This is a genomic window from Tropicibacter sp. Alg240-R139 (assembly GCF_900537075.1).
Classification (GTDB): domain Bacteria; phylum Pseudomonadota; class Alphaproteobacteria; order Rhodobacterales; family Rhodobacteraceae; genus Falsiruegeria.
Window position 1 is genome coordinate 1,074,966 of sequence record NZ_UNRA01000002.1, and the last position, 20,818, is coordinate 1,095,783.

Annotated in this window: 25 protein-coding genes and 3 pseudogenes; 19 read left to right on the forward strand and 9 right to left on the reverse strand. The window is 56.0% G+C overall.

Translation table 11 applies throughout. The annotated features are described in order from the left end of the window. Positions 1-101 precede the first annotated feature (101 nt). The 11 genes from G6R15_RS12825 (at position 102) to G6R15_RS12875 (ending at position 8,366) form a co-directional block, all read left to right on the forward strand. Positions 102-836 carry a PIG-L deacetylase family protein gene (locus G6R15_RS12825; RefSeq protein ID WP_164660214.1) on the forward strand — a complete coding sequence of 245 codons (735 nt, stop codon included), beginning with the start codon at positions 102-104 and terminating at the stop codon, positions 834-836. After that, on the forward strand, positions 836-1,507 hold the full coding sequence (locus G6R15_RS12830; RefSeq protein ID WP_205520518.1) for a 4-carboxy-4-hydroxy-2-oxoadipate aldolase/oxaloacetate decarboxylase: 672 nt from the start codon (positions 836-838) through the stop codon (positions 1,505-1,507). The genes G6R15_RS12825 and G6R15_RS12830 overlap by 1 nt, the downstream gene beginning before the upstream one ends. Further along, positions 1,500-2,573 carry a 4-oxalomesaconate tautomerase gene (locus tag G6R15_RS12835; protein ID WP_164660215.1) on the forward strand — a complete coding sequence of 358 codons (1,074 nt, stop codon included), beginning with the start codon at positions 1,500-1,502 and terminating at the stop codon, positions 2,571-2,573. The genes G6R15_RS12830 and G6R15_RS12835 overlap by 8 nt, the downstream gene beginning before the upstream one ends. A gap of 11 nt (positions 2,574-2,584) precedes the next feature. Then, positions 2,585-3,454: an amidohydrolase family protein gene (locus G6R15_RS12840; RefSeq protein WP_164660216.1), complete on the forward strand. Its 870-nt coding sequence runs from the start codon at positions 2,585-2,587 to the stop codon at positions 3,452-3,454. Positions 3,455-3,528: 74 nt separating this feature from the next. After that, positions 3,529-3,783, forward strand: a complete 255-nt coding sequence (locus tag G6R15_RS12845; protein WP_164660217.1) for a hypothetical protein — start codon at positions 3,529-3,531, stop codon at positions 3,781-3,783. Positions 3,784-3,799: 16 nt separating this feature from the next. Beyond that, entirely contained in the window at positions 3,800-4,588 is a 789-nt protein-coding gene (locus tag G6R15_RS12850; RefSeq protein WP_164660218.1) for a nuclear transport factor 2 family protein, read from the forward strand. 197 nt (positions 4,589-4,785) lie between these two features. Further along, positions 4,786-5,181, forward strand: a complete 396-nt coding sequence (locus G6R15_RS12855; protein ID WP_164660219.1) for a hypothetical protein — start codon at positions 4,786-4,788, stop codon at positions 5,179-5,181. 328 nt (positions 5,182-5,509) lie between these two features. Then, positions 5,510-6,694: a 4-hydroxybenzoate 3-monooxygenase gene (locus G6R15_RS12860; RefSeq protein ID WP_164660220.1), complete on the forward strand. Its 1,185-nt coding sequence runs from the start codon at positions 5,510-5,512 to the stop codon at positions 6,692-6,694. A gap of 131 nt (positions 6,695-6,825) precedes the next feature. Further along, positions 6,826-7,194 carry a protocatechuate 3,4-dioxygenase gene (locus G6R15_RS12865; protein ID WP_164660221.1) on the forward strand — a complete coding sequence of 123 codons (369 nt, stop codon included), beginning with the start codon at positions 6,826-6,828 and terminating at the stop codon, positions 7,192-7,194. A 28-nt stretch (positions 7,195-7,222) separates the two neighbouring features. Further along, complete coding sequence (locus tag G6R15_RS12870; protein WP_164660222.1) at positions 7,223-8,068, forward strand: class III extradiol dioxygenase family protein; 846 nt, start codon at positions 7,223-7,225, stop codon at positions 8,066-8,068. 109 nt (positions 8,069-8,177) lie between these two features. Further along, positions 8,178-8,366: a hypothetical protein gene (locus G6R15_RS12875; RefSeq protein WP_164660223.1), complete on the forward strand. Its 189-nt coding sequence runs from the start codon at positions 8,178-8,180 to the stop codon at positions 8,364-8,366. On the opposite strand, the pseudogene G6R15_RS22920 reads toward G6R15_RS12875, so the two are convergent. Together G6R15_RS22920 and G6R15_RS12880 are read right to left on the reverse strand one after the other, a co-directional pair. Next, positions 8,317-8,652: pseudogene (locus G6R15_RS22920) on the reverse strand (hypothetical protein); the annotation flags it as partial. The gene G6R15_RS12875 and the pseudogene G6R15_RS22920 sit on opposite strands and share 50 nt — an antisense overlap. 105 nt (positions 8,653-8,757) lie before the next feature. Beyond that, the gene (locus G6R15_RS12880) at positions 8,758-9,663 is read right to left on the reverse strand and encodes an MBL fold metallo-hydrolase (RefSeq protein WP_164660224.1); all 906 of its coding nucleotides are present in this window, start codon (positions 9,661-9,663) and stop codon (positions 8,758-8,760) included. A gap of 176 nt (positions 9,664-9,839) precedes the next feature. On the opposite strand from G6R15_RS12880, the gene G6R15_RS12885 reads away from it, so the two are divergent. Both G6R15_RS12885 and G6R15_RS12890 read left to right on the forward strand, forming a co-directional pair. Further along, positions 9,840-10,724, forward strand: coding sequence for a LysR substrate-binding domain-containing protein (locus tag G6R15_RS12885; protein WP_164660225.1), 885 nt, complete (start codon positions 9,840-9,842; stop codon positions 10,722-10,724). Positions 10,725-10,751: 27 nt separating this feature from the next. After that, positions 10,752-10,865 (forward strand): annotated as a pseudogene (locus G6R15_RS12890) (IS5/IS1182 family transposase); the annotation flags it as partial. Between the two features lie 45 nt (positions 10,866-10,910). On the opposite strand, the gene G6R15_RS12895 reads toward G6R15_RS12890, so the two are convergent. The 5 genes from G6R15_RS12895 to G6R15_RS12915 form a co-directional block, all read right to left on the reverse strand. Beyond that, complete coding sequence (locus tag G6R15_RS12895; protein ID WP_164660226.1) at positions 10,911-11,561, reverse strand: TetR/AcrR family transcriptional regulator; 651 nt, start codon at positions 11,559-11,561, stop codon at positions 10,911-10,913. 71 nt (positions 11,562-11,632) lie between these two features. Then, positions 11,633-12,892, reverse strand: coding sequence for a TRAP transporter large permease (locus G6R15_RS12900; protein WP_164660227.1), 1,260 nt, complete (start codon positions 12,890-12,892; stop codon positions 11,633-11,635). Between the two features lie 2 nt (positions 12,893-12,894). Then, positions 12,895-13,386 (reverse strand): TRAP transporter small permease, encoded by a 492-nt coding sequence (locus G6R15_RS12905; RefSeq protein ID WP_164660228.1) that lies wholly within the window; start codon positions 13,384-13,386, stop codon positions 12,895-12,897. 10 nt (positions 13,387-13,396) lie between these two features. Next, positions 13,397-14,386, reverse strand: coding sequence for a TRAP transporter substrate-binding protein DctP (dctP, locus tag G6R15_RS12910; protein ID WP_164660229.1), 990 nt, complete (start codon positions 14,384-14,386; stop codon positions 13,397-13,399). Positions 14,387-14,607: 221 nt separating this feature from the next. Beyond that, positions 14,608-14,760, reverse strand: coding sequence for a hypothetical protein (locus tag G6R15_RS12915; RefSeq protein ID WP_164660230.1), 153 nt, complete (start codon positions 14,758-14,760; stop codon positions 14,608-14,610). 103 nt (positions 14,761-14,863) lie between these two features. Between G6R15_RS12915 and G6R15_RS12920 the strand changes: the two genes are divergently transcribed. Genes G6R15_RS12920 through G6R15_RS12940 form a run of 5 tightly spaced genes read left to right on the forward strand, consistent with a single transcriptional unit; the run spans position 14,864 to position 19,128 of the window. Next, positions 14,864-15,352 (forward strand): nuclear transport factor 2 family protein, encoded by a 489-nt coding sequence (locus G6R15_RS12920; RefSeq protein WP_164660231.1) that lies wholly within the window; start codon positions 14,864-14,866, stop codon positions 15,350-15,352. A 23-nt stretch (positions 15,353-15,375) separates the two neighbouring features. Continuing rightward, on the forward strand, positions 15,376-15,600 hold the full coding sequence (locus G6R15_RS12925) for a hypothetical protein (protein ID WP_164660232.1): 225 nt from the start codon (positions 15,376-15,378) through the stop codon (positions 15,598-15,600). Next, positions 15,597-16,937, forward strand: a complete 1,341-nt coding sequence (locus G6R15_RS12930; protein ID WP_164660233.1) for a hypothetical protein — start codon at positions 15,597-15,599, stop codon at positions 16,935-16,937. Before G6R15_RS12925 ends, G6R15_RS12930 begins: the two co-directional genes overlap by 4 nt. A 1-nt stretch (position 16,938) precedes the next feature. Then, positions 16,939-18,354, forward strand: a complete 1,416-nt coding sequence (locus tag G6R15_RS12935) for an aldehyde dehydrogenase family protein (protein WP_164660234.1) — start codon at positions 16,939-16,941, stop codon at positions 18,352-18,354. A gap of 18 nt (positions 18,355-18,372) precedes the next feature. After that, positions 18,373-19,128 carry a sulfite exporter TauE/SafE family protein gene (locus G6R15_RS12940; RefSeq protein ID WP_164660235.1) on the forward strand — a complete coding sequence of 252 codons (756 nt, stop codon included), beginning with the start codon at positions 18,373-18,375 and terminating at the stop codon, positions 19,126-19,128. Between the two features lie 53 nt (positions 19,129-19,181). On the opposite strand, the pseudogene G6R15_RS12945 reads toward G6R15_RS12940, so the two are convergent. Further along, positions 19,182-19,301, reverse strand: a pseudogene (locus tag G6R15_RS12945) (IS6 family transposase); the annotation flags it as partial. Between the two features lie 103 nt (positions 19,302-19,404). Here G6R15_RS12945 and G6R15_RS12950 point away from each other — a divergent pair. Continuing rightward, entirely contained in the window at positions 19,405-20,292 is an 888-nt protein-coding gene (locus tag G6R15_RS12950) for a LysR substrate-binding domain-containing protein (RefSeq protein WP_164660236.1), read from the forward strand. Between the two features lie 2 nt (positions 20,293-20,294). Here G6R15_RS12950 and comE read toward each other — a convergent pair. Further along, positions 20,295-20,818, reverse strand: a 524-nt coding sequence (comE, locus tag G6R15_RS12955) for a sulfopyruvate decarboxylase subunit beta (protein ID WP_240336751.1), incomplete at its 5' end; no start/stop codon positions are given.

The window sequence follows — 20,818 nt, forward strand, 5'->3', positions numbered from 1 at the left end:
CTTTGCAAATGCCGGGCCCGCCTTTTCAAGGGCGGGCCTGAGAGTCCTTTGCGATCCCCTTGTCACGCGGTCAAACCGCCGCCTCGCTGGAGTAGTCTACCATGACGAAAAACAAGAGCGCTCTTGTCATTAGTGCCCACGCTGCCGATTTCGTCTGGCGCTGCGGCGGCGCCATCGCCCTGCATCAGGAACGGGGCTATGACGTGACCATTGCCTGCTTGAGCTATGGCGAGCGCGGAGAATCTGCCAAGCTCTGGAAACAGGATGGTTGCACGCTTGATCAGGTGAAAACCGCGCGTAAAGCCGAGGCCGAAGGGGCTGCTATGGCTCTTGGCGTGCACGATATCGTTTTCTTTGATGCGGGTGATTACCCGCTCGAATTGAAACGCGAACAGAAGTTCGAAGTTGTGGACCTGATCCGTAAGGTGCAGCCCGACTTTATGTTGAGCCATTCAACATACGACCCCTACAACACTGATCATATGTACGCGACCAGCATCGCTATGGAGTGTCGGATGATTGCCCAGGCCTGGGGTCACAATCCCGGCGACAAGGTTCTGGGCGCGCCGCAGCTCTATTTGTTCGAACCACACCAGACCGAACAGATGGGCTGGAAGCCCGACACGTTCCTCGACATCACGCCGGTCTGGGACAAGAAGCGTGCTGCAATCGAATGTATGCAGGGGCAAGAGCACTTGTGGGACTACTACACCAATGTCGCCCGCAACCGTGCCAACCACTTCCGCCGCAACTCTGGCGGCATGGCAGGGGGGCGAAAATCCGAATACGCCGAAGGGTTCCAATCGGTTTACCCTCGCACCGTGGATGAACTCTGATGGGTGTCGTCGTTCAAAATATCGAAAGGCCAGACCCGGCTGTGGTTGCCGAACTTGCCGAATGCGGCGTCGCGACCGTGCACGAAGCACAAGGACGCAAGGGGCTGCTCGGCTCAAACATGCGGCCGATCTATCCGGGCGCGCGGATCGCGGCCTCGGCTGTCACCATTTCCGCGCCACCGGGTGACAATTGGATGCTGCATGTGGCCATCGAACAGCTGCACCGGGATGACATCCTGGTGCTTGCGCCGACCTCTCCTTGCGAAGACGGGTATTTTGGTGACCTTTTGGCGACATCTGCCAGGGCCCGTGGGTGTGCGGGTCTGATCATCGATGCCGGTGTGCGCGATGTGCGCGATTTGACAGAGATGCAGTTTCCCGTCTGGTCCAAGGCCGTATTTGCCCAAGGGACCGTCAAGGAAACGTTGGGGTCGGTCAATGTGCCGGTGGTGTGCGCGGGCGCGTTGATCAACCCCGGCGACATAATCGTTGCCGACGATGACGGCGTCTGCGTGGTGCAGCGAGACGAAGCTTTCGATGTGCTGAAAAAGGCGCAGGCACGCGAGACCAATGAGGCAGAGAAACGGGCGCGTCTGACCCAGGGAGAGCTGGGGCTGGATATCTATGACATGCGGGCCCGCCTGGCAGAGAAGGGCCTCAGATATGTCTGACACAGGATGGGCTGGCGCGGTCAGATGTATGTGGATGCGGGGTGGCACGTCCAAAGGCGGGTTCTTCCTAGGCCAGGATTTGCCTGACGAACGGGCGGCGCGTGACCGGTTCCTGCTTCGAGTTATGGGTTCGCCTGACGCCCGCCAGATCGATGGCATCGGCGGTGGGGATCCGCTGACGTCCAAAGTCGCCGTCGTTCGCAAATCGACCCGTCGCGGAGTGGATGTCGACTATTTGTTTTTGCAGGTCTTTGTTGATCAGGCGCTTGTGACGGATGCGCAGAACTGCGGGAATATCCTGGCTGGCGTCGGTGCCTTTGCGATCGAGCGGGGGCTGGTTTCGCCAAACGACGGTATCACGCCAGTCACCGTTTTCATGGAAAACACCCAGCAGATCGCAACCCTTAACGTACAGACACCAGCCGGCCATGTTTGTTATGCGGGCGATGCACGTATCGATGGTGTTCCCGGAACGGCCGCGCCCGTACCGATCACATTTCGGGACACCGCCGGTTCCAGCTGTGGGGCCCTGCTGCCCACGGGTCGCGCGGTGGATGAGATCGACGGCATTCCAGCCACGCTGATCGACAATGGAATGCCGGTCGTGGTTCTACGCGCCGATGATTTGAACGTTGATGGCGGCGCAAATCGCGAAAGTCTTGATCGCGATCAAGCCCTCAAGGTGCGATTAGAGAGCATTCGTCTGCAAGCTGGCCCGTTGATGAATCTTGGCGACGTAAAAGAAAAATCGGTGCCCAAGATGACACTCATCAGCCCCCCGCAGCAGGGTGGAGCAATCTCGACCCGGACGTTTATTCCACACCGCTGTCACGCCGCAATTGGGGTATTGGGCGCGGTCAGTGTCGCCAGCGCCTGCCTTATCAAAGGGACGCCGACCGCAGCAATGGCACAAGTGCCAGAGGGCGCGTCAAAAACCCTCTCTATCGAGCACCCAAGCGGTGAAACGACCGTGGTGGTCGATTTGGCCCAAGATGGCGCTATCGCGTCAGCCGCCATTCTGCGGACCGCCCGCAAACTTTTTGACGGAACTGTATTCTCGGAATGAAGGACAGCCTTATGGATTCGAGTTATCTTGCCTTTCACCCAAATCCGTCCAAACCGACCTTTAATGTGCCACCGGGTTCAGTCGACGCTCATTGCCATGTTTTTGGCCCGGCAGCGGAGTTTCCATACGCGCCAGAACGCAAATACACACCTTGCGATGCGGGTAAGAAACAACTCTTTGCGTTGCGTGACCAACTTGGATTTACACGTAATGTCATCGTCCAGGCCTCGTGCCATGGTCGAAACAACGATGCCCTTGTAGATGCCTTGAAAGCCGCCGGAAGCCTGGCGCGTGGCGTCGCGGTTGTGAACCCGGACATAACAGACGCCGAACTATCTGCGCTTGATGCAGCCGGGGTGCGGGGCGTCCGGTTCAATTTTGTCAAACGTCTGGTCGATAGCACACCAAAGTCCGTGTTTCAGGGTATCGCCGAGCGGATTGCTGCTCTGGGTTGGCATATCGTCGTCTATTTTGAAGCCCCTGATCTGAAAGAACTGACTCCGTTTCTGACCAGTCTGCCGACGACCGTCGTCGTGGATCACATGGGCCGTCCCGATGTGACCAAAGGGGTAGACCACCCGGATTTTCAGAATTTCATTCGCCTGCTTTCAGAGAATGACAACTTTTGGACCAAGGTCAGCTGCCCGGAGCGGCTGACAGTTGACGGTCCGGCGTATGACGATGTTGTGCCCTATGCGCGGGAACTTGTGGACCGCTTCCCCGACCGGGTTCTTTGGGGAACAGATTGGCCACATCCGAACATGAAATCTCACATGCCCGACGACGGGCATCTGGTCGATGTCATCCCAAAAATCGCTACAACGCAGGAAAAGCAGCGGGCGTTGTTGGTTGATAATCCAATGCGTCTGTACTGGCGCTGAATCTGTATCATACCAGGAGAAAGAGCGATGCTCAGAACGATTGTCGCTTCGACAATTTTTTGCTTTGGGCCGAAATGTCGGGCGCTGAAACCAGTTTCACCGTGGCCAATACCTTTCAGGATACCGAGCTGACAAAGAACGCAGAAATTCCCACGATGGCGTCTGACGCGGGCATGTTCGCCAATCACGCCGCAAATGTTGGTGCAATTGTGGAACTGCCGGATTTCGTTAACTTACACAGTATCGACGTGTCCAAGGATCTGGCGACCCTGACGATGACGGTCAGTGAGTTAGCCAAACCTTTCTATAACCCGATGCCCGCCATTTAATGTTGAGAGAAGAATTATGACTGACAGTAAAAAGATCGCAAATGCGAAAGGCCTGTATCTGGACGGAATCCGGGACGGCAACCTGCGTGATGCATTGGATAGGTACACTGGCGCCCGCTACACGCAGCACTCGACCGGAGTGGGCAATGGGAAAGACGGTTTCCTGTCGTTCTTTGAGCCGTTTCTGGAAAGAAACCCAGTTCGCGATATCCGTGTCATCCGAGCAATCGAAGATGGGTCGCATGTTTTTCTGCACGTTCACCAACGTCTCAACAACGGCGAAGTGGAATGGGTCACAGCTGATTTGTTCGACACGGACGAAGATGACCGGATGATCGAGCACTGGGACGTGATCACACAATTTGAGGGCAAGAACCCAGCCGGACGAACCATGGTGGACGGCCCCGTTAAGGTCGAAGACCTGGACCGGACCGAAGACAACAAGGACATCGTCGGACGGTTTTACGAAGATATTCTTCTGAATGGCAGGTTCGAAAAGATCACGGATTACATATCGACCGAGCAATACGATCAGCACGCGGCGCTCGCAAAGGATGGCATCGAAGGGTTGTATGAACATGTTCAACGGCTGCAGGCCACCTATGGCGCGGCACAGTACCATAAGCTTCACAAACTCATTGGGCAGGGCAATTTTGTCGTTGCTTACGGTCATCTTCAGCGTGGCGACGGTCACTATGCTGCTTTCGACATCTTTCGTCTGAAAGACGGGAAACTGGTCGAGCACTGGGACGTTTTGGAGAAAATCCTGCCCCCGGAACAATGGAACAACTCGGGCAAGTTCTGAACCCTTCAGCGCCCCGCCCTGTGCGGGGCGTGTCCATTTCGGACGCTATGAAACATGGCGCCAAGAAATCTCTGAGGTCGAAGCCAAAAGCATCGTGACCCCAACCAAAGTTCCGGGCGCGGATTTTGTGATCAACCCTTATACCGGGTGCCAGTTTGCCTGTACCTATTGTTTTGCCAGCTTTATGGGCCGATTTGTTGGCGAAGGCACCGTTGGCAAGGGCGCGTCTGGATACATTGCACCGCCTGAACGAGGCGGGTATTGCGACCTATGTTTTTGTCGGCCCGCTGCTGCACGACCAGTTGTTCGCGGAGATTAAAAAGGCGGGAACGTCTGAGATCATAGTGGAATTCCTGAACATGCCCGGTCATCTGCGCACGCAGCTGAATGGGTATCTGACGTCCGAACCCACCGACATACAAGAGGTTCACGCCACCTCGCAGGATGCCGAATTCCGTGCCCTCCTAGAGAAACAAATCAAAGCGTGGGTGGTCACGCACGAGCTGAAAATGCGGTTTGACCAGATTGTTCATCACCTGGGTGCCCAGTCGTTGAAAGAGGGTTGTTCTGTCAGGTTAGTGAACCCGCCCTGACGTTCCCCTTGGGGCCTGGCCAAAACCCTTGTCGGTGAGGGTGGTAAGTGTGCTCGGTGATGAAGCGGAATAATAATTTTCGATACTATTTATCATTTTGCATGAATAGCTCTAATGGATTGCAGCCAGTATCTTGATCTCACCAAAAGGCATTGGGAGGAGATCGCACCCGGCAGGGTGACGCCAACACCGGCAGCACGCTGGCACATCACTGTGCCCCTGGCGCACTGCTTCTGCCGTTCTCTCTTCAGCTGCCCGAACAATTAGCCGCCCGGCCAGTGCTGCCGATCTGCGGACCACGGACATAAATGTAATAAGGAGCCAACCAATGCATGTCCCCGTCGCCATTATCGGAGCCGGACCCTCTGGATCTCTTCTGGCTTGGATCCTCCGCCAGCGCGGAATCGAGAGCATCGTGTTCGAAAACCGAAGTCAAGCCTATGTCGAGGGTCGCATCCGCGCCGGCGTCATGGAGAAGAACGCCGTCGATCTAATGATCCACGCAGGCATCGGTGACCGGCTTCAAAAAGAATGCATGTATCAGCGTGGGGTCGAAGTCGGCATCAACAATTCCCACCATTTCATCGACTTCGAAAAACTCATTGGTGTGGGTGTCACCGTTTATGGTCAGTCCGAAGTGACCAAAGACCTCCTTGGTGCACTGAGCAACGCGGGTCACAACGTTCTTTACGAGACCCCTGTAACCGGGGTGTCCGACCACCTCGGAGAAGAGGTAACGATCACCTATGAAGAGGGTGGCGTTGAAAAAACCATGACCGCCGATTTCGTGGTCGGGGCCGATGGCTATCACGGCGCGTCGCGTAAATCGCTCCCGGCCGGCGGGATTAAGATGCACGAAAACAGTTACCCGCTGGGGTGGCTGGGCATCATGGTTAAGGCTCCGCAATCCAAGCCTGTCGCATTTTTCACCTACCACGACCGAGGTTTTGCATTGTTGAGCATGCGGACCCCAGAGGTCCAGCGCATGTATCTTCAGGTTTCCAATGACGAGAATCTGGACGAATGGTCGGACGATCGCATCTGGGACGAGTTGGATACCCGCATGGGGACCGAAGGGTGGAGCCTTACCCGGGGCGAGATTTTCCAGAAGGATCTGGCACCGTTGCGCAGTTTCTTTTGCGAAGAACAGCGATACGGTCGTTTGTTTTTGGCCGGTGACGCGGCCCACATCGTGCCGCCGACCGGCGCCAAGGGGCTGAACTCGGCCTTTGCCGATGTCAGCGTGCTCTCGGCCGGTCTGATCCAGCACTACACCAGGAACGACTCGTCCATCCTTGACCAGTATTCCAGGCTGGCGGTGGAGCGGAATGTACAGACCCAGCGTTTCTCGTGGGCGAACACCGCCAAATACCACGTCTTCCCCGGTTCCAATTCCTTTGAACGCCGAATGCAACAGGCAGAGCTGGAATACCTGGTGACCGACGAAATCGCGCAGACCTCTTATGCCAAACAGCACACGGGGCTGCCCTTTGCATACTGGCCGGAACTGTGAGCCAGAACAGCGACTGCAGTGGCAGGCAAGACTGCCAGAACTGTGGTGGCTGCAAACCAATCGCCCGGTTTCTTCAAACCGGACCGGGCGACGAACCCGTCCAAAATCTCGCTGTGAAAGGAGCAGAGAACATGAGCAAAGAAACCGGACATTCTGACCACATTCCGGGCACCACGGTGTTCACCGGACAAAGGTCAGCAAAAGGTCTCCAGCTGAACAAATTCGCCTATTCGCTTCGCTTGGCCGAAAACCGTGCTGCGTTCGAAGCGGATCCAGAAACCTACATGAACAACTACAAGCTTTCGGATTGGGAAAAGCAGAAGATCGTCGAGAAGGACGTGAAGGCGCTGATCGAGGAAGGCGGTGGCAGCATCTACATGCTGATCAAACTTGGTGGTGTCACGGGTGAGGGGCTTGCTTCTATGGGGGCTCAGCAACGTGGTGAATCCGTCGAGGAGTTCATGAAAACGCGGAACGTTCCGCTGAAACAGAACACCTGAGCAAAGTCAGACCACAAAGGATACGAACATGGGAAAAATAGTTGCAGGTATTGGTTCGTCGCATATCCCGTCGATCGGGAATGCGTACGACCAAAACGATCAATCCCCCGAATGGCAACCGTGCTGGGAAGGTTACAAGCCGGCAAAGGCTTTTCTAAAGGAAAAGGGCGTCACGCATGCGATCGTTATCTATAATGATCACGGCACCGACTTCTTCTATGACAAGTGCCCGACATTTGCGATGGGTGCGGCGGATGAATACCCGATTGGGGACGAGGGCTGGGGCGTCCGGGATCTTCCACCCGTAAAGGGCGACGCTGACTTCTCCTGGCATCTGGCCAACTCGCTGATCATGGACAGCGAGTTCGACCTGACCGTCTGCCAGGAAATGGTGATGGATCACGGTCTGCTGGTGCCACTGCCGCTGCTCTTTGATCATGATCCTGAATGGACCGTCAAAACCGTGCCGCTGCACATCAATGTGTTGCAGCATCCGCTGCCGACACCCAACCGTATCTGGAAACTGGGCCATGCGCTTCGCAAAGCGGTAGAATCCTATCCCGAAGATGCGCGTGTTGCTGTGGTTGGCACCGGGGGTCTTTCGCATCAGCTTAATGGTACACGCTTCGGTCACACGAATGAGGGTTGGGATGAGGAGTTCCTGGACAAGATCGAGGATGATCCAGAAGCTCTTATCGACATTCCACACGACATTTGGATGGAGCGCGGCGGCGCGGAATCCGTTGAGATGATGATGTGGTTGGGCATGCGTGGCGCGCTGACCCCTGACGTCAATAAAATCCACCGCAGCTATTACATGCCGATGCTGACAGGGATGGCAGTCACCGTCATGGAAGATGCCAAGGCTGCATAAAATTTTTGCGCCCGGTCGAATAAGTCGGCGGATCGGGCGTAAAAATCTAACATCTGTATTCTACAGGCGGGACTGTTGCATAGGCTATTGTTGGCCAACATGAGGCGCAATGGCTGCTCTTTTTCGCGGCTATTTCGAACAATTTTTGCGTGAATGCGATCTCGCCGTGAACACCCGGCTGTTTATTATGGATGTGGCCGCGTTTGATCCTTCGGATCGTTTCAATGCTGCTCAAGGCCGCTTTGGCCGATCGCAAGGCAGTCCCGGCTGTTTTCATCCAGTATGTTCAATGCCCTGAACGCCCTGCCGTCGCCCACTGACCTCGATCATTGGAACTTTCAGCCCTCTCGGCGCCATAGACGTGCGACGCGCTTGTCGTTCACCCATTGCCCGTCAGGCGCATGCACAGCATGCCGCCGAGAGGGGGCCAGCCTGCGTCCCGCTGCAGCGAGGCAATCCGACGATAGCCATATCGACCGTGCTGATGTGTCAGCTTGATCATGTCCGCGACAAATACGACGTTCGGAAACCTGCATCTGGCTGCGGACATGGTTGATGCAGGCACGGCGGCGCGAGGGATCCAAGCGGGGAAGATGATGGATTTCCTTTGCCGCTTGAGGCGCTCGTGAATGAGGTCTCGACACAACAAAGTTGGATGAGCGGGCGGTGATGCCACCCGCTTTCGCGTGTTACTCTGCTACGTGAAAATCCACGCTGTTTTTCAGCAGGAAGCCCGCCTCGCCATATTCGGGGTAGAGTTTCTCCATCTCTGCCATTGCCTCTTCCCGTGAAGTTGCATTGGCGGTGACCCTTTTGAAGTCATCGATGTACTGGATCAGCTCCGCGAAAAGCGCCATATCGGTTGGGTCGCCGTGCCCAGGATAAACCGTCGGGCTTTCGTCCTCGTATTCATCCTGAAATTCGACCAGCTGAGCACGCCAGTTGTCGATATGAGCGTCCGTTACGCCAGCGCCCATCCAAAGGTGAACTTTGTTATATCCGAAGTCCGCCGTGAATAGGCCATTGATGTCCTCGACGTAAATCGTCGTAAGGTTCTCTGATTCAGTCGGCTCGGAATGAACTTGTAACGTCAGCGTTCCTCCGCCCTCAAGCTCCAGTTTATCTCCGTCCAGCACATGGACATTCGCCTCGTAGTCAAAGCCTTCAGGGTTCGTCTCAGATTTTGGTTTCAACGTCGGCTCTTGGTCCAGCCAACCGATGCTTTCCATATATGTCGAAAACCCAATGATATCCTTCTTGATCCCTTTGCTGCCGACAACGACCTTGGCATCCGGGAATTCCTTCAACAGCCAGTCCATGCCGATATAGTGATCGGGATGTCCGTGGCTGACCAGAATATGCGTCAGCGGCAAGTCCTTCGCTTTAATGACTTCGGCCAGCTTTTTGGCCTCGCTCGTTGCGCGCTGCACATCCATCACTACCAGGGATTCACCGTTTGAAAAGATGTACGAATTCACCGTGGCAACTTCGCCTTTAAAGACGTCGACGCTGATCGGATCAGCCGCCAAGGCCACTGAAAGCGGGGCCAGTGACAACCCCGCAACGAGAGCGATATTTGAGATTAGTTTCCGCATCTTAGTCTTCTCCGTTTGTGTAGTACATCCTCCACCCGGAACGCATTCTGCACGTGACGTGTGGGTCGAACAGAAGGGAATGGGCGATCTGTTCTCTTGCGTTGCTGGATATAGCAACCAAGATATATTCGGATAATGGCTTTAAATCTTCATTCATACTCCGTATTAATCGGATAATGAAAATGGACGACGTGATACTGTTTGAACGAATTTCCGCACTCAGATCAGTTTCGGCGGGTGGGCGCGCGTGTGGTTTGACGGCGACGGTATCCAGCGACCGCCTCAAGCGGCTCGAGGCCAATTTGGGGTGCACTCTTTTCAACCGGACGACCCGTTCAATATCTCTGACCGGAGAGGGAGAACGTTTTCTGCGCCATGCGCGAGAGCTGTTGGAAGCATATGAAACTGCCCGGCACAGCGTTGGTAAGAATTCCACCACACCGACGGGATACTTACACGTGGCTGTTCCCGCTCTGTTTGCGCGGAAATTTCTGCCGGGGCCGATACAGAGCTACCTGTCGGAATATCCCGACGTACGCATAAAGCTCATGGTGTCGGACGAGGTGCAGAACTACACAATGGATGGCGTCGATGTTGCCATTCGTATCGGCAAACTAACAGATTCCAGCTTAATCGCGAGCAAGCTGGGGGAAAACCGTAGGGTCCTGTGCGCGGCGCCGTCGTATGTGCAGCATCGCGGAATCCCAAAGCACCCCAAAGACCTCGAAGATCATGAATGCATTATTTTCATGGACGAAGATACTTGGCGTTTGCGAAATGCGAACGACGATATTCAGGTCAGGGTCTCAGGCCGGTTGGAAACCAATAGTGCCGATATGGCGACGCAAGCCGCGCTCAGTGGTCAGGGAATCGCTCTGCGATCCTTGTGGGATGTCTTTGAAGACCTAGAAGCTGGAAATCTCATACGGGTATTGTCCGAGTATGACGTGCCTAATGATCTGGCATTCTACGCAATATACCCACCAGGGCGCTTTATTTCCTTGGCGGCAAAGACATTCGTGGAAATGGTTAGGAAGAACGTGAAACCCATTCGGCACTGACACATCCCAGAAAAAGAACTCCGCCGGATCATGTTCGGGCGCCTGAAGGACTGGCGCCGCGTCGCCACACGGTATGATAGATGCTCAAAAGTCTTCCACTCAGCCATCGCACTCGTCGCAACCGTCATGTTCTGGCTGTAAATCAATGAGTCTGAAGCCTACAGACTTTCGAGATTTGGATCGCTGTTAGGCCCGCATGTAGCCTCGGATGGCTTCTTTCAAGCCTGCCCTTAAGCTCTCGTCTCTGGTCGAAAACACATGGTAATCGTTAACCAAGTCATTTTGCAGAGCTCCTACTATGATTTGAAAACAGAAGCTTAGCCGTTCCTTAGTCTCGTCAGGTGAAAAGGAAGGAAATTGTGTGGCGCAGGCGCGGCGGTAGTTTCGCATGATTTCCCGGGCGGAATCTCGCATTGGCGCCCACGGATCGTCCGGTTCCAGAATCCGAAGCAGTGACTCCCGCAAGACGCCCCGGATCGGACCTGTAAAGAGGTCGGCCATCAAGTCGACAAGAGTATCCAAAGCCTCCACCGGCTCCATCTCGTAGAGCGCGTCCATGCTCACCCGGGCGTAGATTTCGCGGTTGCAGGCACTGATCGCAGCGGCACGCAAGGCCCGAAAATAAGCCTCCTTGTCTTCGAACCTGGTGTAGAAACCGCCCACAGAGCCGCCGCAGCTCTCTGCCAGGTCGGATATCTTCAGATCGCTGAGGCGTTTGTTGTTCAGGTACTCGAAACCCGCCTTGACGTAGGTGTCCCGCAGACGAACGCTTCGGGCCTGGCGGGCGGGACGCACGCCGGGAATGTGCTCGTCAAGATACAGTTCGTTGAGATCCATCTGGCGCAGACTCCTTTGCAGCTCGACTAGCGCGCGTGGCCCCAACTGTCAAAGGGCGCTGCCCGGTCGCGCTAGTTCACGAAGTAGAGGGACAACTCCGGTATGAACGTGACTAGCATCAGCACGGCCAGGATCAGCCCAATAAAAGGGAGGACTGCTCGCGCAATGGTCAGGAAGTTCTCACGGAACGCCGTCATCGCCACGATCAGGTTCAGACCAAGGGGCGGGGTCAGAAAGCCGATCTCGAGATTAATCACCATAATCACTCCAAAATGCACCGGGTTTATGCCATAGGCCGTGGCCGGGATCAGAAGAAGCGGTGCAAGGATCAAAATCGCCGAGATCACATCGAACAGGCAGCCGACGATCAGCAGCAGAACGTTGACGGCGAGTAGGAAAGCAATCTTGCTAGAGGTGACGTCGGTGATCCACAGGGCGAGTTGATCGGGAATTTCTTCGATGGTGAGGATGGTCTTGATACTGAGCGCTACCGCAACGATGGGAAACAGCATGCCAAGAAGCTTGGCCGTATCAACAGCAGTGTGGAAGAAATCCACCGGACGCAGTTCGCGATGAATAAAGATCTCGACGAACAGGGCATAACTCAGTGCGACGGCGGCAGCTTCGGTGGCCGAGAAATAGCCCGAATAGATCCCGCCCAACAGTATGACAGGCAAAAGGGCAGACCAGCCCCCCTTTTGCAGTGCCGTGCGGAATTCCGTCATGTTGAATGGTTGGGCAGGCATCTTGCGATTCACAAGGTAGGAGTACCCGGCCAGGACACCGGCGATCAGCAGCCCCGGAACGATCCCGGCCAGAAACAGATCGGCAATCGAGTTCTCGGTAACGATCCCGTAGAGGATCAGCGGAATCGACGGCGGAATGATGATGCCCAGGGTTCCGCCCGAGGTCAACGCACCCAGGGCAAACCTCTTGGAGTACCCGTGTTCCAGCAGCGCCGGATAAAGGATGGTGCCCACCGCCAACAGGGTCACGGGAGAAGATCCAGAGATCGCGGCGAAGATTGCGCAGCTCAGGATTGTGGCAACTGCCAAGCCACCGGGGATTGGCCGGGTGACACTGATCGCAAGGTCGATGAGACGCCGCGCTATGGATCCCCGCGTCATGATGTTTCCGGCCAGAAGGAACATCGGGATGGCCAGCAGCAGCGCATTATCGAGGCTGATCCAGATGTCTTCGGCCAGGTATTCCAGATACCCGTCACCCCAGACCAGGTGCACATACGCTGCGGTACCTAGAAGGATTACGATGATGTTCTGCCGCAATGCCAGAGCCGCCAGCACCAGAAGGAGAAGCCCAAGAGTTGCCATGATTACCCCCTGGCTTCGCTGGTAAAATGCTTTAGAGAAGGTTTCAGCGCAAAGATCAGATGCTTGAGGCCTGCCGAGAAGAAGGCGTAAGGAATGACCAGTTGCAACGGCCACAGCGCAAAGTAGAGCACCGGAGCCTTGTCGCCCGCCTCGTAGGAGATCTGGACAAAAGTGACCGCGACATGGGTTGCAGCAAAAAAGAAGGCTGCCGAAAGAAGGTCACCCAGCCGGACCGCGTGTCGATCAAAGGGTCCGGCGATGAAATCCAGGAACTCGGGACGCAAATGCGCATTATCTGAGGTTGCCAGTGTCAGGCCCAGAAAGCCCGCCACGATGGCTCCGTAGACTGCGACCTGCTGCATCCCCAAAAAGGATGTCGAAAACAGCTCGCGGCCGACAACATCCACCATCAGAAGGATGGCAACGACAGCATAGGCGATCGTTGCTACCACCGATTCTGATCGTTTCAACCAATTCAGAACAGCTTCAAGCATCACATGCGCCTTACGAACAGGCCGCTTTGGCCGCGACGATCTGGTCCCACTTGTCCTTCGCTGCTTCACCCAACCCGTTTAGGATCGCTTCCTGAGCGGCGGGAGCCAGCGCCTTCCATTGTGCCATTTCATCGTCGGACAGGTTGATGACGTTTGCGCCTTCGCTTTCGGCCTTGCCGAGGAGCTTGCCCTCTGCTCCGCGCAGCATACCGCGCAATTCCAGGAAGATCGGAGCGGCTTCGTTCAGCCAGGCTTTTTCCTGTTCGCTCAGTTTGTTCCAGGTCCGGTTCGACACGATGATGCCACCTACTTGGTGCTGATGCCGAGTCAGGGTAATGTTTGGTCCGACCTTGTCATATCCGGTTGCAATTCCAAACACGGACAGCTGCGTTGCTGCAGTGACCTGACCGGTCTTCATCGATGGTACGGCATCCTTAGGTGCCAGGGGAACGGCAGTTCCGCCAGCGGCCTGAATGTATAGCGTGTCGGTCGCGGCGGGTGCGGTGCGGATCTTGACCCCGGCCAGATCACCCGGCGTGCGAACCGCGTCCTTTGCAAAGATCACCTGATAGCCAACTTCCATCCAGCTGATGGTGGTGATTCCAGCAGACTCGAACTCGTCGGCAAATGTGTTCAGCAGGTGGTTATCCGCGACACAGTCGAATTGTTCCGCGCTGTCGAACGCGTAAGGAGAGGCAAGAAGACCGAATTCGGGCACCAGAAGCGACACGGCTGTGTTTGACATCACGCCCATGTCGATGCGGCCCCTTGCGATCTGCTTAGCAACGTCTTGCTCGCCGCCGAGCTTGGAGCCCATGTACGCCTTGACGGTCAGCTCGCCACCGGAGAGTTCAGCGACCTTGTCCACGAATTTCTGTGTCACTGCTCCCCAGGGCGAGCCCGGAGGCGGCGCGGCGCTCAGGCGGAGTTCCTTGGCATCGACACTGAACGACGTGGTGACTGCAAGCGCGGCGGCAACCGCAATCGGTTTGATGTTCATAGAGGCATCCTCCCTGATGTGACCTCAAGTTACTGTCACCTCCTTGGTACGAAATCGCTGTCTAGAGTGTCAACAAAAAAGAATTAAAATTCATATAATCTAGTAGCGCCATAAAAATATAGTCAATTTCTGGTCGTGCTTTCCAGTATAAGTGAATTAATATTCTTTTTTGTTGACACATACCCATTGGAATCGCTAGCTATCCCCTGCGCCATCCGCTTTTAAGGCGGCATCTGGCGCACTGGATCAAGCAAGTTCGGACCGTGTATGAAAGCGCCAAGCAAGAGCCCACGGGCACAAAAGCGGAAGTCGGCCAGCGAGCCGTCGCGTTCGGGAAAGGTGACCGCGACGACCTTGAGCGTCGTGGAGAACACATCCGATCAGTCTGAAGAAGCGATTTCGCAAACCGCGGACCCTGTCCAACCGGCAAAGTCTCACCGGTCCGGAAAGGTAGTCGATAATACGGTCTCGCAGGACGTGGAAGAAATCACTGCGAAGCCGCTCGATAGCAATACCCCCCGACTGGCAAATGGCTTCAAGATTGTTCAAAACCGCGCTTATCAGCGCATTCAAAAGATACGGCCGAAAAAGCTAACGGCCCCCGTCAATGACGAGATGGGTTACAAGAAACTCTTCACCAAGTTCGAAGAGGCTTTTCTGGCGCAGGACATCAAAGCCCTGGGTGAGTGCCTTTCCCCGGCCTTTCAGTGGCGGCTGCCCAATGGCGATGTCGTCTATGGCCAAAAAGAAGCTCTGGAGGAAATGGAGCGCCGCTTTGCCATGCCAAATGGCCCCAAGTTTTCAAAATCTATCTGGCGGTTCGAAGGCACCACAGTGCTGCAGAGTTACGAGGTCGAATACCTGGGGGCAGACGGTCGATGGCGCCCGTCAAAGGGCTTCGACCTCTACGAGATCGGGGACGGCCTGATCACCCTGAAAGACGCATACTGGAAGATGATTCCCTGAACGGGGCACGAGGAGGAAAACGGATGAAGATTGAATCCGCAGCTGGCGAGTTCGCCTTCGACCTGGAGAAGCTGGAATTGCAGGACGACGGTATCGTCCTGACCGGCAAGATGGGTGTCTGGGAAGCAGAGACCACCATGACCAGCGCCGATCTGCGCCGTATCATCGTGATGGTTCTGAAGACCCCCGGCGCCTGGGGCTATTTGTTCAAGCAATTCATGGGCGCACGAGGCGAGGCGAAGCAATGAGCAAGTCGAAACCCGAAGGCCTGCCGCCGCAGGCCGAAGCCGCTTGGGACTATCCGCTTTTTGATGCGATTATGGGACGACGGTCGCGGCGGTTCGGTCTGGGGATGGAGATGGAATCCGGTCCTTTCCAGTACAAATCGGACAAGGAGCCGGTCGGTCTGAACGATCTGGAGACTGCGATGCTGGTGGCCGCAGCCACGGCCACGACAGGCCCGATCCTGGCCGAAACGACGCTGCCCGGTGGTATGGTCAAAACCATCGGCAAGCCTTACCCGTCAGCGATGGGGTCGCATCGCGCGCGGCTGTTTTTTACCAATGATCATGGAGTTTACGTGGTCAATGCCGATCAGGCAAAAATGACCAAGATGCGGGAATACGAGGACAAGTCCGACCGCGAGAAGATCCTTGGGTTCTACGACAACTTTGTTCAGAAACTTGATGACGGGCGCATGGATCTGCCCGGCAAGGAACCCGGTGTCTGGCCGCACAACCAGTGGGTCACGAACAAACCCGGCACGACGATGTTCATGCCCGTGGTCGACGTCACAAAAGACATGATCAAACTGATCCTGAACCTTTGTGACAGCAAGGCGGGCCGCTATGCTGGCGAAGGCGGCGGGTACTTCATAGTCGATGATCGCAACGGCATGCGCCCTTGCGGGAACCAGAAGTGGGTAGAGAGCGGTTTCCTGTCACGCAAGAAGGTGATGACGCTCTCTCGGTTGGAAAAAATCCTTGCGGATGGGATGCTGGCCGAAGGCGCCTTCATGTCTCAACTGATTGCATTGGCCATGCAGGCCAGCGGCATCGGCGGCTGGGTCTATGGCGGATTTTCTTCGACCGTAGTATTGGGCGGAACGCCGACCTGTCGGGGTCTGGGATTCCGGTTTATCCAGTCCAAAACCGACCCGTTCCCGATTCCAATTGGCCGTGACGGCGTTTTCGAAGCTTTCTGCCCGCCCAATTATGAAACCATGTCGGATGCGGTCGATGCTGCGCTTGCCGGGGCCACGATGAAGATGGAAGAATGGGAGGCGCGCGGCATGCTGAAACCGCATACCGCACCCAACCATGAATTCGACGCCGCAACTGTGCAGGCTAGCCCAGAGGGCATCCAGTGCGTCAAGGATATCTGCACCTACATCTATGATACGTTCGGCAAGTTCCCGGCCACCCAGGATCCGATCCAGCTTAGCCTGTTTGCGCAGGCGCACCACTTGGACCTGGATTTCTATGACAAGCACATGAAACCGGGCGCTTACTCCGAAATCCACAAGAACCATTTCCGCGACTGGTACGGCACCGAGATGCCCCAAACCCGCGCAGAGGGAGATTGAAATGGAACCGTTCCGCTTGATCATCGACGGGAAGCGTGTCCCGACCAAACAGTGTTTCGAGGTTCTGAACCCGGCAACCGAAAAAGTGGCTGGTCTCGCACCGCTGGCAGAGGCTTCGCATCTCGAAGATGCCATTCGTACGGCCAAGGTGGCTTTCAAAGCCTGGAGGGATGAGACCGAGCGCAAGCGCCAGACTGCCTGTCGCAAGATCGCGCAGAAGATCGAAGATCATGCCGAGGAACTCGCACAGCTTCTCACGGCAGAACAGGGCAAGCCACTGAACGGACTTGGCTCGCGTTGGGAAATCGGCGGAGCCGTGGCGTGGACGCAGTACACCGCGTCGCTGTCATTACCGATGAAGGTCTTGCAGGATAACAATGAGGGCCGGGTCGAGTTGCACCGCAAACCCATTGGTGTTGTGGGCTCCATCTTGCCGTGGAACTTCCCGGTGCTGATCGCGATCTGGCATATCATTCCGGCGGTTCTGTCAGGGAACACTGTCGTAGTGAAGCCTTCGCCCTATACGCCGCTCACCACGCTGCGCCTGATCGAGTTGATGAACGAGGTTCTACCGCGTGGCGTGGTCAACTGCGTCACCGGCGACGACGGGCTTGGCCCGATCATGACAAGCCACTCGGACATTGGCAAAATCGTGTTCACCGGATCCTGCGCCACCGGCAAGAAGATCTATGCCTGCGGTGCGGAGACAATGAAGCGCATGACGCTTGAGTTGGGTGGTAACGACGCCGGCATCGTGTTGCCGGACGTAGATCCAAAACAAATTGCCGAAGGCCTGTTTTGGGGGGCATTCATCAACACAGGTCAAACCTGCGCTGCGATGAAGCGGCTCTATGTGCATGATGACGTTTACGAGGATGTTTGCGAGGAACTGGTCAAGTTCGCCCGCAAGATGCCTGTTGGCAACGGCACTGACGAGGATGCAATCCTAGGTCCGGTGCAGAACCTCAGGCAATTCGAAATCGTCAGCGCTCTGGTGGCCGACGCCGCACCCAAAGGGCGTGTTCTGATGGGCGGCGACGTGCCCAGGCACAGTACCCGCAAGTCAGGTTATTTTTATCCACCTACTATCATCGCCGATCTAGATAATGGTGATCGGTTGGTGGACGAAGAGCAATTCGGCCCGGCTCTGCCGATCATCCGCTATCGCGAGATCGAGGATGCGATTGAAAAAGCCAACGACAATCCCAACGGGCTGGGTGGGTCGGTCTGGGGCCGTGATATTAACGAGGCCAAACGCGTGGCATCAAAGATGGAATGTGGCTCTGTCTGGATCAACAAACATGGTATGATCCAACCGAACGCACCATTCGGCGGTGTAAAGCAATCAGGCATTGGTGTCGAATTCGGCCAGGAAGGGCTGGAGGAGTACACGGATACTCAGGTCGTCTTCTCCTGATGCATCGGTAGGCTTTCCATGACTGCTATCATCGAGCTTCTGAACCCGTTTGACCTTCCTGCGCTTCTCGTCGGGTCGGTTTTCGCGGCGTCGGTCTTGCAGGCGGCGACCGGCATTGGATTCGGGGTAATTGCCGGACCGGTGTTGCTGGTCACAATGGCCAATGTCGGGGCTATTCAGGTATCAATTCTCCTGAGTTTCCTGATTGCGCTCCTGCTTTCGCCGATCACTATTCCCCGCGTTCAATGGCCATTGCTAAAGCCACTTTTCCTAGGCGTTTGCATCGGCACACCGCCCGGCGCCCTTGCCTTCGTTATGCTGCCTATTGATACACTCAAGCTGATTGCAGCCATCGTCGTCGGGTTCATGACTTTGGTCGCAGCGGGCCTTCTCGCCCGCTACCCGGTGGTCGAACAGGACAGCAAAGTCAGGCGGGTATTTGCAGGAACGATTTGCGGCTTTCTGAACACTACTTTGGCCATGCCGGGCCCCCCCATTGCCGCATACGCCACGGCAATCAAATCGAAAAAAGCGACTATTCAAGCGACGACGCTGGTAACCTTCTTAATGGCTTATCCGATCGCCCTAGTGTTGCAAACTTTGGCAGTCGGATTGTCGGGAGAAGCGGTCGGCGTCTCTGTTCGACTAATGGGCCCGACCATAGTGGGAACGAGCGTGGGATTGCTTATTTCGAACCGTTTACCGGAGCAGGTTTTTAGGTGGGCAACAATAATCTTCCTGGCTACCAGCGTTTTCATTCTCTTGGCAAAATAGATTGAAAGATCGACCGACTTGCTACGAATGGCCGGCCCTTTTGTTGTTTGCTCAGCGAATTGCAGAAACGGGCAGAGCCCGGGCGTGAACCGGCCTTTACGGATCATGTGCGCAGTCTCGATGCCTGCCAGAGTTGCTGAAGCTGAAACGAAAGACTTGAACCCCATCAAAGGAGCATGGCCATGGGGGTTTTGTTTGGGATGTAAGGGCCAGGGATTAATACATCTGGGGACCTAATCATCTTGCAATCACCGATCAATCAAGGGATGCAGGTGCATGTCACTGACCCTTCTGAGAACTTTGATCGCCGTGGCTGACCGGGGCAGTTTTGCTGCCGCAGCAGATCAAGTCTGCGTCAGCCATGCCGCGGTTGGTCAGCAGATGCGCAAACTCGAAGATCTGGTTCAGACCGAACTGTTTGATCGATCCGAACGCTCGCCGCGCCTCAACGCTGTCGGTCTGGCACTTGTTCCACGCGCCCGCGCGATAGTGCAGGACTATGATCAGATGCTTGACGATTTAATCGGCGAGGCCCGCCTTTATGGGGAACTCTCTTTGGGGGTCGTGCAATCCACCATGCGGGAACTGGTGCCGCGGGTGTTGAAAGAACTGGTCGAAACATATCCGCAGTTGCACGTCCGGATTGTGCCTGGACTGTCCGAAGATTTGACCGAACAGGTCGAACGGCGAGCTTTGGACGCCGCTATCCTGGCCATTTCCGGTCCACCGGATACGGTGTTCAACTGGCGGCCGTTTGCAGTCGAGCCTTTGGTTCTGATCGCTGCGGCGGATGTGACAGAAACGGACGCGGAAAAGCTTCTCAAAACGCGCCCGTTTATCCGTCACAGTCGGCGGGCGACAGTGGGGCAATTGGCAGACCAATGGCTTACGAAAGCTGGTTGTTCGGTCGAGGCGACGATGGAGCTCGATTCACTGGAATCCGTTGCCAGCATGGTGTCCCATGATCTGGGTGTGTCTGTGGTGCCGGATATCTGCGTGCCTGACACAGCGTTCTCTGCGCTTAGACGGATTCCGTTGGACAGCCACGGGCTGTATCGTCAGTTAGGTATTCTGACCCGATCCGATTGTGCCAAAACGCGACTGGTTGATGGTCTGTTGGCTGCCGTCACGCGCATCGTCACCGACACGCGCGACGGCGGTTAGATTCACGCCTGCACGGCTTTCATGAACCTGTCCCTGATGACGACGGGGTCCATTGTGATGACGGGCATCTTGGCGTTACCGCTTTCGCATTTGCTGACGATCACGGTCATCTGGCCGCTGTCCAACGCCGCTTGCAGGGCGGCTCCGGTGTCTTCGGCCTTGCATTCGACCACATTCTCGCAGCCCGCCGCGCGCGCCATCGCCGTCAGCGAGGTTTTCATCCCCGCATAGGTCGGTTGATCCCCGGTCGAGCCATAGGACCCGTTGTCGATGATCAGCAGCACATAGTTGTCCGCCACGTTGTTGGCGATCGTCGGCAAGGTCCCGAGGTTGGTCAGGATCGAGCCGTCGCCATCAATCACCACCACCGGTTTTGGTTGCGCCAAGGCCAGCCCCAGCCCAATCGACGAGGCAAGCCCCATCGTACCCAGCATGTAAAAGTTGCTGGGCTGGTCGTCGATGGCATGCAGTTCCTGGCTGGGGATACCGATGTTGCAGACCACAAGTTGCTCGCGCAGGATAGGCG

Bases quoted from the DNA above. Each gene is read 5' to 3' on its own strand.
- G6R15_RS12925 (WP_164660232.1), top strand. From the start codon at position 15,376: ATGAAGATTGAATCCGCAGCTGGCGAGTTCGCCTTCGACCTGGAGAAG.
- G6R15_RS12895 (WP_164660226.1), bottom strand. From the start codon at position 11,561: ATGGATCTCAACGAACTGTATCTTGACGAGCACATTCCCGGCGTGCGT.
- G6R15_RS12870 (WP_164660222.1), top strand. From the start codon at position 7,223: ATGGGAAAAATAGTTGCAGGTATTGGTTCGTCGCATATCCCGTCGATC.
- G6R15_RS12835 (WP_164660215.1), top strand. From the start codon at position 1,500: ATGTCTGACACAGGATGGGCTGGCGCGGTCAGATGTATGTGGATGCGG.
- G6R15_RS12840 (WP_164660216.1), top strand. From the start codon at position 2,585: ATGGATTCGAGTTATCTTGCCTTTCACCCAAATCCGTCCAAACCGACC.
- G6R15_RS12885 (WP_164660225.1), top strand. From the start codon at position 9,840: ATGAAAATGGACGACGTGATACTGTTTGAACGAATTTCCGCACTCAGA.
- G6R15_RS12825 (WP_164660214.1), top strand. From the start codon at position 102: ATGACGAAAAACAAGAGCGCTCTTGTCATTAGTGCCCACGCTGCCGAT.
- G6R15_RS12850 (WP_164660218.1), top strand. From the start codon at position 3,800: ATGACTGACAGTAAAAAGATCGCAAATGCGAAAGGCCTGTATCTGGAC.
- G6R15_RS12830 (WP_205520518.1), top strand. From the start codon at position 836: ATGGGTGTCGTCGTTCAAAATATCGAAAGGCCAGACCCGGCTGTGGTT.
- dctP (WP_164660229.1), bottom strand. From the start codon at position 14,386: ATGAACATCAAACCGATTGCGGTTGCCGCCGCGCTTGCAGTCACCACG.
- G6R15_RS12950 (WP_164660236.1), top strand. From the start codon at position 19,405: ATGTCACTGACCCTTCTGAGAACTTTGATCGCCGTGGCTGACCGGGGC.
- G6R15_RS12905 (WP_164660228.1), bottom strand. From the start codon at position 13,386: ATGCTTGAAGCTGTTCTGAATTGGTTGAAACGATCAGAATCGGTGGTA.
- G6R15_RS12860 (WP_164660220.1), top strand. From the start codon at position 5,510: ATGCATGTCCCCGTCGCCATTATCGGAGCCGGACCCTCTGGATCTCTT.
- G6R15_RS12940 (WP_164660235.1), top strand. From the start codon at position 18,373: ATGACTGCTATCATCGAGCTTCTGAACCCGTTTGACCTTCCTGCGCTT.
- G6R15_RS12935 (WP_164660234.1), top strand. From the start codon at position 16,939: ATGGAACCGTTCCGCTTGATCATCGACGGGAAGCGTGTCCCGACCAAA.
- G6R15_RS12880 (WP_164660224.1), bottom strand. From the start codon at position 9,663: ATGCGGAAACTAATCTCAAATATCGCTCTCGTTGCGGGGTTGTCACTG.
- G6R15_RS12930 (WP_164660233.1), top strand. From the start codon at position 15,597: ATGAGCAAGTCGAAACCCGAAGGCCTGCCGCCGCAGGCCGAAGCCGCT.
- G6R15_RS12900 (WP_164660227.1), bottom strand. From the start codon at position 12,892: ATGGCAACTCTTGGGCTTCTCCTTCTGGTGCTGGCGGCTCTGGCATTG.
- G6R15_RS12865 (WP_164660221.1), top strand. From the start codon at position 6,826: ATGAGCAAAGAAACCGGACATTCTGACCACATTCCGGGCACCACGGTG.
- G6R15_RS12845 (WP_164660217.1), top strand. From the start codon at position 3,529: ATGTCGGGCGCTGAAACCAGTTTCACCGTGGCCAATACCTTTCAGGAT.
- G6R15_RS12875 (WP_164660223.1), top strand. From the start codon at position 8,178: ATGGCTGCTCTTTTTCGCGGCTATTTCGAACAATTTTTGCGTGAATGC.